This is a genomic window from Acinetobacter sp. 25-47-130 (genome assembly GCF_056779705.1).
This window is the reverse complement of sequence record NZ_JBWYII010000014.1, coordinates 21,444-35,162: the sequence shown is the minus strand read 5'-3', so window position 1 is coordinate 35,162 and position 13,719 is coordinate 21,444. Positions and strand designations below refer to the sequence as shown.

Annotated in this window: 11 protein-coding genes; 7 read left to right on the top strand and 4 right to left on the bottom strand. The window is 39.7% G+C overall.

Annotated elements, in window-relative coordinates:
• Positions 1–104: 104 nt before the first annotated feature.
• Complete coding sequence (locus AC1M83_RS13585) at positions 105–1,223, bottom strand: CaiB/BaiF CoA transferase family protein (RefSeq protein WP_180028605.1); 1,119 nt, start codon at positions 1,221–1,223, stop codon at positions 105–107.
• Between the two features lie 210 nt (positions 1,224–1,433).
• Between AC1M83_RS13585 and AC1M83_RS13580 the strand changes: the two genes are divergently transcribed.
• From AC1M83_RS13580 to AC1M83_RS13565, 4 genes are all read left to right on the top strand, one after another.
• A complete protein-coding gene (locus AC1M83_RS13580; RefSeq protein WP_092768523.1) occupies positions 1,434–2,444 on the top strand; it encodes an AraC family transcriptional regulator in 1,011 nt (336 codons plus the stop codon).
• Between the two features lie 794 nt (positions 2,445–3,238).
• Complete coding sequence (locus tag AC1M83_RS13575; RefSeq protein ID WP_035267939.1) at positions 3,239–4,444, top strand: acetyl-CoA C-acetyltransferase; 1,206 nt, start codon at positions 3,239–3,241, stop codon at positions 4,442–4,444.
• 11 nt (positions 4,445–4,455) lie between these two features.
• The gene (locus AC1M83_RS13570; RefSeq protein WP_481590895.1) at positions 4,456–6,588 is read left to right on the top strand and encodes a 3-hydroxyacyl-CoA dehydrogenase NAD-binding domain-containing protein; all 2,133 of its coding nucleotides are present in this window, start codon (positions 4,456–4,458) and stop codon (positions 6,586–6,588) included.
• Between the two features lie 113 nt (positions 6,589–6,701).
• Positions 6,702–7,031, top strand: a complete 330-nt coding sequence (locus AC1M83_RS13565) for a hypothetical protein (protein ID WP_092768515.1) — start codon at positions 6,702–6,704, stop codon at positions 7,029–7,031.
• A gap of 37 nt (positions 7,032–7,068) precedes the next feature.
• Here AC1M83_RS13565 and AC1M83_RS13560 read toward each other — a convergent pair whose 3' ends face one another.
• Together AC1M83_RS13560 and AC1M83_RS13555 are read right to left on the bottom strand one after the other, a co-directional pair.
• Positions 7,069–7,497 (bottom strand): GNAT family N-acetyltransferase, encoded by a 429-nt coding sequence (locus AC1M83_RS13560; protein WP_481590894.1) that lies wholly within the window; start codon positions 7,495–7,497, stop codon positions 7,069–7,071.
• Between the two features lie 21 nt (positions 7,498–7,518).
• Positions 7,519–8,730, bottom strand: a complete 1,212-nt coding sequence (locus AC1M83_RS13555; protein WP_092768511.1) for a class I SAM-dependent methyltransferase — start codon at positions 8,728–8,730, stop codon at positions 7,519–7,521.
• Positions 8,731–8,833: 103 nt separating this feature from the next.
• On the opposite strand from AC1M83_RS13555, the gene trhA reads away from it, so the two are divergent.
• Both trhA and AC1M83_RS13545 read left to right on the top strand, forming a co-directional pair.
• Positions 8,834–9,472, top strand: coding sequence for a PAQR family membrane homeostasis protein TrhA (trhA, locus tag AC1M83_RS13550; protein WP_092768508.1), 639 nt, complete (start codon positions 8,834–8,836; stop codon positions 9,470–9,472).
• Between the two features lie 141 nt (positions 9,473–9,613).
• A complete protein-coding gene (locus tag AC1M83_RS13545; RefSeq protein WP_035267948.1) occupies positions 9,614–10,924 on the top strand; it encodes an MFS transporter in 1,311 nt (436 codons plus the stop codon).
• 42 nt (positions 10,925–10,966) lie between these two features.
• Here AC1M83_RS13545 and AC1M83_RS13540 read toward each other — a convergent pair whose 3' ends face one another.
• Positions 10,967–11,977 (bottom strand): metallophosphoesterase, encoded by a 1,011-nt coding sequence (locus tag AC1M83_RS13540; RefSeq protein ID WP_035270000.1) that lies wholly within the window; start codon positions 11,975–11,977, stop codon positions 10,967–10,969.
• A 171-nt stretch (positions 11,978–12,148) separates the two neighbouring features.
• Between AC1M83_RS13540 and AC1M83_RS13535 the strand changes: the two genes are divergently transcribed.
• Complete coding sequence (locus AC1M83_RS13535) at positions 12,149–13,711, top strand: phospholipase D family protein (protein WP_481589561.1); 1,563 nt, start codon at positions 12,149–12,151, stop codon at positions 13,709–13,711.
• The last annotated feature ends 8 nt before the right edge of the window (positions 13,712–13,719 follow it).

Here is a 13,719-nt window from a genome sequence, read left to right as displayed (position 1 = left end):
ACAATTATAGACTTTAGTCTAAAGTATTTCATTTACTGTATGAAAACATAGATTAAAGAACCGATACAGATCGGTTCTTTTTTTTCATATATTCAATACTTTGACTACCAGTTCCCTTCACCCAGTGTTTGGCCGATATAATGATACTGTGCCTTGGATCTTGAAAATTTAATTGGGCAAGCCAACTGTTTTTCTACCTCATTTGCATCTTTCCTTAGAGGTACATCTACTGTCCAAGCACGTTGTTGAGCCAAATCTGACGTCAGAGCTTCGTCTAGATTTAACACAGGTTCTACACATACGTCTAATTCAGAAAATGTTTTACGCCATACATCAAAACTTTTTTCCCTGATTTTATCAGCGATCGCAGCCTTGACTGCTTTTCGATCTTCAACATCAAATGAGGTTCCTTTTTCCAATAATATAGGCAGTTCTAATGTAGTTGCCAGACCTGTCATAAATTGGGGCTCTAGACTCCCAATTGAGATATAGCGCCCGTCTTGCGTTTGATAATAGTCATAAAATGTTCCCCCATTCAGATGTTCATTTTCAGGGTGTTGATTCTGTCCACCTGCAAGTACAGCTGCCGCAGCCATATTGTTTAAGGTCACCGCACAATCCGTCATAGAGATATCAATATATTGACCTAAACCACTCCGTTGCCTTTCAATCACGGCTGTTAAAATGCCGATCACTGCGTGTAAAGAACCGCCTGCGACATCAGCAATTTGAATCCCCATAGGTGGTGGTCCACTTTCCTGCCGACCTGAATGCCCAGCAATCCCTGAGAGCGATACATAATTAATGTCATGTCCCGCTTTATCTTTATAAGGACCTGTTTGCCCATATCCTGTTATTGAACAATAAATCAGACGTGGGTTTATTTCAGATAAAGTTTGATAGTCGAGTCCTAAACGTCGCATCACTTCAGGACGGAACTGCTCAATGACGATATCGTATTCTGAAATTTTTGATTTAATGAGTTCAATACTCTGACTATCTTTTAAATCTAGAGCAATCGACTGCTTGTTGCGATTCAAATAACTGTGCGCCGTGGCTTGACCATTTGCATAAGGTGGCAACATTCTGACAAGGTCTGGTCGATTTGGTGACTCTATATGGACCACCTCTGCCCCTAGATCTGCTAAGTACAAGGTCGCAAAGGGTCCGGGTAATAATGTGGAAAAATCTAAAACTTTCAATCCCTTTAATGCAGCTGTCATTGTTATTTTCACCAAGAATATGTTGATTTTTCACCCATAATAGAAATATAAAACAAGATTAACAATGTCATGTTCAGCCATTTACCTTGATCATTTCGGCAATTTATGATGTAAAAGAGCAATTACTCTAGTGATAATTGCCAATTAAATTATTTTTTGTGTCATTTAGGTCAAGTAGCAGTGAACATCAAAGAGACTGAAGGATTTAACATGAGTCGCGATACGATAAGTATCCATTTTGTGAATGCAGCCCTGACTGGGGTAAAACGTCTAGGGATGGATGTTGACACTTTACTTTCACATGTCGGCATTGAAGCTGAACTACTCCGCCAACCTAAAGCACGTATTTCTCCTGAGCAGTACACACGCTTTGTTAAAATGCTGTGGATGGTCACCCAAGATGAACACGTTGGTTTTGATATCCAGCCACGTCGCTTAGGGACCTTTGCGATCATGTGTCAATTGATCATACATGCCAAAACTTTAGGTGATGCGCTTGAGTTATCATCACAGTTCTACAAGTTATTTGGTGATGAGTGGTCTGTGACTTTAGAGCGCGATAAGCATGAAGCACGCTTAGTTCCACTCATTCCAAAAACAATGGATCCTGACCATTTCATTACTGAAAGTATGCTCATGATCTGGCATGGTTTGGCATCGTGGCTCATTGAGCGTCGTATTCCGTTAGAGCGTGTACATTTTTCATATCCACGCCCACAACATGCAGATGAATATGATGCGTTATTTTTTGCGCCAGTAATCCAATTTGATTCAGCTCGTACTGAAATCACATTTGCTGCAGACTACTTAGATCTTCCAATTCGCCAAGATGAAAACACCTTGGAAGAGTTTCTAAAAGGTGCTCCAGCGAAACTGTTGGTGAAATTCAAAAATACCAATTCGCTCACATCACGTATTCGTGAAGTATTGAAGAGCCAAATTGGTGAAGAAATGCCAACATTAAATGATGTTGCAGCCATGCTTTATTTATCACCACAGACGCTTCGCCGTCGCTTAGCTGCTGAAGGTAAGAGCTATCAAGGTGTAAAAGATGCCTTACGTCGAGACGCTGCAATTCACTTACTGTTAAACCCATCTTTAACTTTAGAAGATGTGGCACAACAAGTCGGCTTTAGTGAAACCAGTACCTTCCACCGAGCATTTAAAAAGTGGACAGGGGTAACACCAGGACTGTATCGTCAATTACATGGTTATCATTAATTTATTCAAACATAAAAAAGTCTGACATTGTTCAGGCTTTTTTTTACATATGGATTTAAGTGCTTATTTAACAAAAATATTCAAGTTGAAATTAAAATATTCGTAATATTTAAAGGAATAATAAGATGACACTTACTGCAATCTTAATCTCAATTTTGATTGGAATAGCAATTTATTTTTACAGTGTAAAATCGCACAGCTCTCGACCTCAAGCTGATATACAGTACACTTATAATATTGTCGGAGAAAATGCATATCAAAAAAAATTTACTTAAAATAGCTGGTCAAAAAAAGCTGTATCTAAATTTCATGAATGTACTGCTCATGTTCTGTCAGAACCATTTAACCAATACCATCCAAATGCAATCAAAGTTGAAATCAACGGATTAACAGTTGGCTATTTAAGTAAATTAGAAGCTGAGAAGCTGAGAAGCTGAGAAGCTGAGAAGCTGAGAAGCTGAGAAGCTGAAAAGCTGAAAGGGCAGATTATCAATAAAAAAGTGCCCGCTGTAATTAACGGTGGTTGGTATGTTGATAAAGATGATGAAGGTTCTTATGGTGTAAAGCTTGCCATATCAAGCGCCAAAGATTTGATATAGCAAAATTATAATCAAAGCATTCGCAATACAATTTTTTTTTATTCGTCAAAAACTTTCATTTCACAATTTAAAACACTTAATTTTTCAGTGACCAAAAATATCAAACGACTCATCCGTTCTCGTCATTGCACAATCACATAGATCATCTACACTCAAAACACCATAACAATTTCAACCTATAAAAAAGGAACTATTATGAGCGAGGCTTACATAATTGATGCCATTCGCACACCACGCGGAAAAGGAAAAAAAGATGGTTCTTTACATGAAGTAAAACCAATCACATTACTCACAACGCTGTTAAATGAACTTCAAACTCGCCATCAACTCGATACTTCTAAAGTCGATGACATCGTGCTGGGTTGTGTAACTCCAATTGGTGATCAAGGCGGTGATATCGCTAAAACTGCTGCAATTGCTGCAGGCTGGAATGATGATGTAGCAGGCGTTCAAATCAACCGTTTTTGTGCTTCAGGACTAGAAGCTGTCAATCTTGCTGCACAGAAAGTTCGTTCAGGCTGGGAAGATGTTGTCGTTGCAGGTGGTGTAGAGTCAATGTCGCGTATTCCAATGGGCTCCGATGGCGGGCCATGGGCACTCGATCCAGAAACAAACCTGAAATCTACCTTTGTTCCACAAGGGATTGGTGCTGATTTAATCGCAACTTTAGATGGATACTCTCGTGCTGATGTAGATGCTTTTGCTGCAGATTCACAAAAGAAAGCAGCAGCGGCTCAAGCGAATGGTTACTTCAATAAATCAGTTGTACCAGTAAAAGATAAAGCTGGCGTTGTCGTTTTAGATAAAGACGAGTTCATCAAACCAACGACTACCGTTGAAGGCTTAGCCAAATTAAATCCAAGCTTTGAAATGATGGGTGGTATGGGATTTGATGCAGTCGCATTACAAAAATATCCAGAAGCTCAGAAGATTAATCACGTTCACCATGCAGGAAACTCTTCAGGCATTGTAGACGGCGCTGCTGTTGTTCTACTTGCATCTGAAAAAGCGGTTCAAGAACAAGGCTTAAAACCACGTGCCAAAGTATTAGCAACTGCGCTTGTCGGAACTGATCCAACAATCATGTTAACTGGTCCAGCACCTGCGGCACGCAAAGCTTTGGAAAAAGCTGGCTTAACCATTGATGATATCGATTTATTTGAAGTGAACGAGGCGTTTGCGGCTGTAGTAATGCGCTTTATTAATGAACTCAATGTCGATCCTGCAAAAGTCAATGTAAATGGTGGTGCAATTGCAATGGGTCATCCACTCGGTGCGACAGGTGCCATGATTTTAGGTACGTTGCTCGATGAACTTGAACGTCAAGGTAAAAAACGTGGCTTGGCTACACTGTGTGTAGGTGGTGGTATGGGTATCGCAACGATCATTGAATTGGTATAAGGAGAATAATAATGAGTGCAATTCAATTTGAAAAAAATGCTGATGGCATTGTTATTCTCACCTTAGACTCACCTAATCAGTCTGCCAATACCATGAATGCAGATTTCCGAGTTGCTTTGGAAGAGACGGTAACAAAACTGAAAGCCGAATCTGGCATTACAGGTATCATTTTTAAATCTGCAAAGAAGACCTTTTTTGCAGGCGGTGATTTGGATGAGTTGATTCAAGCTCAACCAGAACATGCCACTGAATTCTTTGGCATGATCCAAAAAATGAAAGCAGAATTCCGCTATATTGAAACCTTGGGTGTACCTGTTGTCGCTGCATTAAATGGAACAGCTCTCGGTGGCGGTTGGGAAATCGCATTAGGCTGTCATGCTCGTATTGCATTAAATGATCCTAAAGCGAAATTTGGTCTACCTGAAGTTACCTTAGGATTGTTACCAGGTGGCGGTGGTATCGTGCGTATGGTGCGACTGCTCGGCTTACAGAATGCTTTTCCTTTCCTGATGGAAGGCAAACAATTTGGTGTAGAAAAAGCAAAATCTCTAGGCTTAATTCAAGATACGGCTGATTCTGAACAAGAGCTCATGGATAAAGCAATTGCTTGGGTTAAAGCAAATCCAAAATCTCAACAACCATTTGATGTTAAAGGATACAAAATTCCAGGTGGTACGCCATCATCACCTCAAGTGGCTCAAGTCCTTGCGATTGCACCAGCGATGCTGCGTGATAAAACAAAAGGTTGCTATCCAGCCCCTGAAGCCATTATGGCTGCTGCCGTTGAAGGTGCTCAGGTAGATGTTGATACTGCATTAACCATTGAATCTCGCTATTTTACGTATTTGGCAACTGGTCAAGTTGCGAAAAACATGATTGGTACTTTCTGGCATGGACTGAATGCAATCAAATCAGGTGAAAGCCGCCCTAAAGAGCCTGTAAAATGGCAAGCGACCAAAGTAGGTGTTTTAGGCGCTGGAATGATGGGGGCTGGCATTGCCTACTCGACAGCGATTAAGGGGATTCAAGTCGTCCTTAAAGATGTATCGATTGAAAATGCAGAAAAAGGTAAGGCGTATAGTCAAAAACTGTTAGATAAACGTGTTTCACAAGGTCGAATGACTGCTGAAAAACGCGAACAAATTTTATCTCTCATTACCCCTACAGCGAATGCATCTGATCTACAAGGCTGTGATTTAATCATTGAAGCTGTATTCGAAAATCAAGAACTCAAAGCCAAAGTAACTCAAGAAGCTGAGCAATATTTAGTTGACGGCGGTGTGATGGCTTCTAATACATCCACCTTACCGATCACAGGTCTTGCAACAGCAAGTAAAGATGCGAAAAACTTTATTGGACTGCATTTCTTTAGTCCTGTTGATAAAATGCAGTTGGTTGAAATTATTAAAGGTAAAGAGACTTCAGCTGAGACACTAGCTAAAGCCTATGATTATGTTCAACAAATTGGAAAAACACCTATCGTTGTGAATGATAGTCGTGGTTTCTTCACCAGCCGCGTATTTGGTACTTTTGTCAACGAAGGTTTGCGTTTACTAGCTGAGGGAGTACATCCAGCCAAAATTGAAATGGCTGCTTTAAAAGCAGGTATGCCAGTCGGTCCATTAGCAATCCAAGATGAAGTCGCATTAACCTTGTCTGAGCATGTGACCAACGAAACGCGTAAAGCGCTTCAGGCTGAAGGCAAAGATTTACCACACTCCCCTGCTGAAGATGTTTTAAAGCAAATGATCCATGAGTTTGGGCGTAAAGGGAAAGCTGCTGGTGCTGGTTTTTATGAATATCCTGAAAGTGGTAAAAAATACCTTTGGGATGGTTTAAACCATTGGACGAAAGAGACTGATATTTCTGAGCAAGAAATGATTGATCGCTTCTTGTTTGTGCAATCTTTAGATACCTTACGTTGTCTTGAAGAGGGTGTTTTAGAGTCTGTCATTGATGGAAATATCGGTTCTATTTTTGGCATAGGATTCGCCCCTTGGACTGGCGGCGCTTTACAGTTCCTCAATCAATATGGACTCGCACAAGCGCTTGACCGCGCGAATCAGCTTGAAGCGAAGTATGGTGAGCGTTTTAAAGCACCTCAACTCCTCAAGGACAAAGTTCAGTCTGGTCAGTCGATTTGATTGATATAAACTAAAAACCTCTCTTCGGAGAGGTTTTTTTCGGTCTTGTCGATAAATATGTGTTATAAAGTAACATATTCTCAGATTCATTTTACCCAACTTGGTATAGCATTATGACTGATCATTCTTCACCAGAAAAATCTCCTTGGGGTTGGAAAGCGCTAATTATCGCGATCATTTTAAGTATTATATTTATGGTGATTTTCTATGTAGCCATTGAAAATGAACCTGACTATATGCCAAGTAAACAACGAACAGAAACCAGTGAACATCATGCATTCAAAGCATCACCTGTGATGTCTGAAGAAGCAGCAGCAAAAATCGAAGCCAACAAAGCTGCTCAAGCTAGTGCAACTGGACACAATATGACTGAAGAAGAACACGCAGCAATGGGCGAACATAGTCATACACATGATGGTGAATCAAGTTCACATAGTCATTGATTTTGTGATGAAAAAACGGAGCATTGGCTCCGTTTTTTTATTCAAGCTGCATCGTCATATAAACATGAGGAATACCACAATCTAAGTATTCCTTACCTTGGGGCTCAAACCCTAAACGTTGATAAAATGGTAATGCATGAACTTGAGCAGAAAGATTCAAGGTTGGTCGCTTTTCCCTTTGAGCAAACTCAATTATAAATTTCATGAGCTCAAACCCAACACCTTTTCCTCGATAAGCCTTTATGACTGCTACCCTTCCAATACTATGGTTTTGAAGTAGTCGAGCCGTGGCGATTGCCTCACCTTCATGGAAAACAACGAAATGAATCGATGTCTCATCTTCCATATCCCATTCGTCTTCAGGTGAAATTTGTTGTTCCAGAATAAATACTTGCTCTCGTATCTGCATCGCGTAGCACTTTAATTGCGACCATGAACCTACTTGAACATCGAAGACATTACCCATGTGTTAATTCCCAAAGGTGTGTTAGCACTTTTCACCAATATTTTGTTGCTCCCACTCTCCTTTTAGAAGCAACTCTAATGAGTGCTTTTGAATACCATACATATTTTTTAATGCAATTATTTGATCTAACACTTGCTGATCTGGTGCGTTCAAATCTTTGCGCTTGGTGGCTAAAATCATTTTATTTTTGCTGGTATGTTCCAAAGCCACAAATTCAAAAACTTTAGTCTCGTAACCATAGGCTTTTAACAATAGCGCTCGAATTGTATCTGTCAGCATTTCAGCTTGTTGCCCCTCATGAATACCAAACTGCAACATTGGTTTTAATACAGAGGGACTTTGCATTTGAGGTCTCAACTCTTTGTGGCAGCACGGCGCGCACATAATCATTTGCGCATTCAATCGAATACCGGTATGAATCGCAAAATCAGTTGCTACATCACAGGCATGCAACGCAATCATGACATCGAGTTTTTCAGGCGAGTAAGTTCGTACATCTCCTTGGAAAAAATCTAAATGCTTAAAATCTGATTTACGGGCAACATCTTGACAGAATTGAACCATTTTCTCGTTCAGTTCCACACCTGTAACATAAGGATTATAATCATTTTTTTGTAAGTAGTCATACAGTGCAAAGGTGAGATAACCTTTACCTGAGCCAAAATCGACAACGTTGAGCTGCTGATCAACTTGAATTTGATTTAATGCGCCTGAGCAAATCTCAACAAATTTATTAATCTGTTTCCACTTACGCGCCATGCTTGGAATAATTTGTTCTTTTTGATCCGTAATACCCAACGGTTGAAGAAAATAACTTTCTTGCTCAACAAAACGGTGTTTTTGACGGTCGTGTGATTTTTCAATGATCTTGGAGACTGAAGCCTTTTTACTTTGAGTTAAGATCGCTTTTTTCTTATTTTTCTTGAGCTGTAACTCGCTGTCCAATGTAAAAAGATTGGCTTGTTTGCATTCACTGACCAATTTACTCACCAACGAATCAGCTTCATCAATTGGAAAATTTTTGGTCACATCTTGAGTTTTAAAGCGATACAGAACATTCAGCATCCATTCATCTTGTAATCGAATCATGCGTAAAGTCATCTTCTCTAAAGCTTCTATCTCGCCCTGATACTGACTCAGAATCATACGATCAAAACGCTGAGAAGCTAATGCTTGATGAAATGCTTCAAGAAATTGTTGCTCTTGCGGTGTGGAGGATGCCGAAACGGTCATAAACAGTGCCAAAAAAAGAAATGCTATTAAATTTTAATGCGTCTTACGCGAAAAGCAAAATTCAATTACGATACAGATGTATAATTAAATGTGTAAGTGAACAATGAAAGCATCTCCTGCTTCGTATGATCCATTAGAAGAAAAAATTAATTTCATCAGTCATGCCATTGGTGCTGTCTTGGCCGTCATCGGTGCCATTTTATTGATTATAAAAGGTGCTGCTTATCCTATGGCACAATGGATCGGGCTTTGGGTCTATGGACTTAGTTTAGTTCTACTCTTTACGGCGTCTAGTCTTTATCATTTTGCGGAAACACCTGAGCGTCGGGGTTGGTTTAAAAAATTGGACCACACGGCTATTTATTATCTCATCGCAGGAACATACACGCCTTTTCTATCTATAGCTTTACCAACGCAAAAAGCTCACTATTTATTAATTGCACTTTGGGTAATTGCGGCGATTGGCACTTTATTTAAATTGGTATTTATTCACCATTTTCAAAAAATATCGCTTTTTGCCTATCTCGCAATGGGATGGTTAGCATTACTTGTGATCGATGATATGCGCACATATTTATCTGATCAAAGTTTAACCTTCCTTATTGTTGGTGGTCTTGCTTACACCATAGGCGCATTGTTTTATGCCTTAAAAAAGGTAAGATACACTCACGCTATCTGGCATATTTTTGTATTGATAGGTGCAGGATCACATTTCCTGTCTATTTATCTTTACGTGCTATAACCACTTTAACTACATCGTCTAGCAACCCTAACACCGTAGAGCAAGCTGGTATTTCGTATTTTTTTAAGAAATTACGCCTTTTTTAAAAAGATTACGCTATTAAATCTAAGTTTTTTATTTTTAGTAAGTGTAAGGTCTCTCATGGCGTCTAATACAGCATCACAACAAGCTCAGCCCGCAAACTCTAAAACTCGGGTATTAACTGCAAGCCTCGTTGGTACAACCATCGAGTTCTTCGATTTTTATATTTACGCAACAGCTGCGGTCATAATTTTCCCCTACTTGTTCTTTCCAACAAGCACAGATCCTATGACAGCAACGATTCAATCATTAGCAACTTTTGCAATCGCATTCATCGCACGTCCTATCGGCGCCGCACTATTCGGTCATTTGGGAGATCGAATCGGTCGTAAAGCAACCTTAGTGGCAGCCTTGCTAACCATGGGACTTTCTACCGTTGCGATTGGTTTACTTCCAACCTATGCGCAAATTGGCATTGTGGCACCCTTACTTTTAGCTTTGTGCCGATTAGGTCAGGGCTTAGGTTTAGGTGGCGAATGGTCAGGTGCAGTTCTACTCGCAACTGAAAATGCGCCAGAAGGCAAACGTGCTTGGTACGGTATGTTCCCTCAACTTGGTGCACCTATCGGCTTCATCCTTGCCACAGGTTCTTTCCTTACGCTTGGGGCATTCATGAGTGAAGAAGCATTCATGTCATGGGGATGGCGTATTCCATTTATTTCAAGTGCCTTATTGGTGATTGTAGGCTTGTGGATTCGCTTAAAGTTGCATGAAACGCCAGCATTCCAAAACGTGCTTGATAAACAAAAAGAAGTGAATGTTCCTTTTGTACAAGTTTTTAAAAAGCATTCAAAAATGCTTGTACTCGGAACGATTGCAGCCATTTGTACTTTCGTAGTTTTTTACTTAACCACTGTATTTGCTTTGCAATGGGGTACAAAACAATTAGGTTACTCTCGTGAAGAGTTCCTACAACTTCAGTTGGTTGCAACGCTTTGTTTTGCAGCATTTATTCCCCTTTCTGCAATTTTTGCGGAAAAGTTCGGTCGTAAAACCACTTCGATCGCGGTGTGTGTAATTTCTGCTATTTTTGGTATTTTCTTTGCGGACATGTTGGAGTCAGGAAGCACACTGATTGTGTTCTTATTCTTATGTATTGGTCTTGCGATTATGGGCTTAACCTATGGTCCAATCGGTACAGTACTTTCAGAAATCTTCCCGACATCGGTGCGTTATACTGGTTCGGCGTTAACATTTAACCTTGCTGGTATTTTTGGTGCATCTTTCGCACCTTTGATTGCAACGAAATTGGCAACTGAATATGGTTTGTCTGCAGTAGGCTATTATTTGACGGCTGCATCAATCCTTTCGCTGATTGCTTTCCTCATGATTCGCGAAACGAAACATGATGATGTGAATAATCAAATTTGATGCTTTCAGCTAATAAAAAACCGGCTTAAGCCGGTTTTTTTATTAGCTGAGCTCAATGATATCAATCATCGGTGGTACTCTGAATCTGAATGGGACACCTACCATGCCAGTACCTACGGACACATAAACATTGGCATGTTCATGCTTATATAAACCACGTTTATGACCCAAGATAGACACTTTTTTCATGATGTAATCTGTCAACCACGGAAGCTCCACTTGTCCCCCATGAGTATGCCCTGACAACATCAACGGATGAGTTGGCAATTTTGGCACCATATCCACCGTATCCGGATTATGTGACAGAATTAACCACGGCTTATCTTGTGGTAAATCAGGCATATCCCGCATGTCAGCCTTACCTGCCCACAAATCCCCCACACCAATCAATCTAAACTCATCAAACTCAACAATCTTACCTTCAATATCCATCACCTGATTTGAAGCTAGCGCATCTTTTAATAATGCCTGAATCGGTGGACCTGGATATTGCTCATCATGATTACCATTCACAGAATAGACAGGCGCTTGAATTTCTCTTAATACTCGGAGCTCTTCTGCCAGCTTATTTTCTGGTTCATAGGTCCAATCACCTGCCACAACCACTAAATCTGGTTGAGCTTGATTAATCTTATTCACGATAATTTTCAGTTGTCTTTCATGCCCAGAAAACAATCCAATATGTAAGTCTGCAATTAATGCCACTTTAATCGGATGTTTAAAGGGTTGCGCCGAACTTAACTTGTAACTCAGGTTATTCACTACTACACGATGTGGCTCAATGAAACGTGCATAAATCAATACACTGCTCAACAAGAAAATAAACACACCTTCATGCAATGAAAATATACCTTGCCAAGTAGCAAAAATACTAAAAAACCACAACGGAACAAGTAAATAAGAAAGATAAAATGCCAAGAGATGAACAAAGGCTTTAAATGGATGTATGGTTTCAGTTCGAGATTGGCTCATCCATGCTTGCGTGACTCCCCAAATAGCGAAGAGCGAGAAAATAATATAGAACGCAGCAAGGATGTTATTTGTTGTCCACATATTCAATCTCTTTCATTAAATCAGACGAATAATCTGAGTGGTTCATTTATCTTTTAAATGGTGCTCTTTATACTTTAGCACATTGAGTTCAAAGAATAGATTATGCAAGCAAATCACATGGAAAAGAATCAATCTCAACAATTGAATCGCCAAAAGAAAACATCTTTTAAAATGCGCTTCATCATGAGTTCATGTTTGATTCTTGCTTTACCCGCATGCTCAACTTTACCCACTCAACAAGCTGTTGCACCTCAATATGCGTATGACATCGACACTCATGACACTTCATTGGCGCAAATTGTCGAACCTTTGAAAATTAAGAATCCTGAATTAACAGGTTTTCATGTTTTATATGATCCAATCGAAGCGATAGCTGCACGTTTTCAATTAATTGAGAAAGCCGAAAAAACACTCGACCTTCAATATTACATTTGGGATAACGACCGTGTAGGTGCATTGGCTCTTTATAAAATCATTCAAGCTGCTGATCGTGGTGTAAAAGTCAGATTGTTAATGGATGACAATAACGCTAAGACGATGGAAAGTATTTATCTCGCGCTGGATCAACATCAAAACATTGACGTAAAGTTATTCAATCCTTATAAATTCCGACGCCTTAGACCCGTTGATATGATTTTGGATCTGAAACGTATCAATCGACGGATGCACAACAAAACGTTTACAGCTGACAATCAAATTACCCTGATTGGCGGCCGAAATATGAGTAATCAATATTACAATGTCAGTGACCGATATCAATTTTCAGATGTTGATGTCATGCTTGTCGGTCATGCAGTAAGTGATATTACACACTCATTTGATGAGTACTGGAATCATGAATATGCCTATCCAGTTAAAAATATTGTCAATCATCAACAATATACATTGCGCTATGATGGTTTAAAACAGCAACTGCAAGAGCACTTTGATGATGGTGCTGTACGTAGTTATGTTGAAATTACTCGTGAATCTCATGATTTTGATCGTTGGCTCAATCAAGAAATTAAGCTGGATTGGGTGAAAGCAGAAGTCATCAAAGATTCTCCTGAAAAAATCAAAGCGAAAGCTAAGAAAGAAGAACATCTCAACTTTCAACTGGTTGAACGCTTAGAGAAACCAGAAAAAAGTGTCGATATCATTTCCGCTTACTTCGTTCCTGAACGCAAGGGTGAGCAACGCTTAAGTGCGATCGCACAAGATGGCGTTAAAGTTCGCGTACTGACCAACTCTTTTAAAGCCAATGATGTTGCGCTTGTACATGCATTTTATGCGAAATATCGTCAGGATTTACTGCAAAACGGCGTAGAGTTATATGAGTTCCTCCCTGCTTTGCCAGAAGAATTCCAAAATAAAAATAATATTGAAATTTCTAAGCAGTCCAAAGTGAGCCTTAAAGGGCTGAGTCGCTCAAGCCTGCATGCAAAAATGATGGCTTTGGATGATAAGCAAGTATTTATCGGATCATTTAATTTTGATCCACGTTCAGCCAATTTAAATACTGAAATTGGCGTCATTTTAAACAGCCAGCCCCTAGCGCAAGCTGTGCATAAAACCATGGATCAGAACCTAAAAAAATATGCCTATAAATTAGTTCTAGATTCACAAAATAATATTAATTGGAAACAAGCGACACCTGAAGGTATTAAAATCTATACCAAAGAACCAAAAATGAAATGGTGGCAAAAAGCAAGCTTGAAAGTTATCTCGTGGTTGCCAATAGAAGGATTCATGTAAAAAGCAGG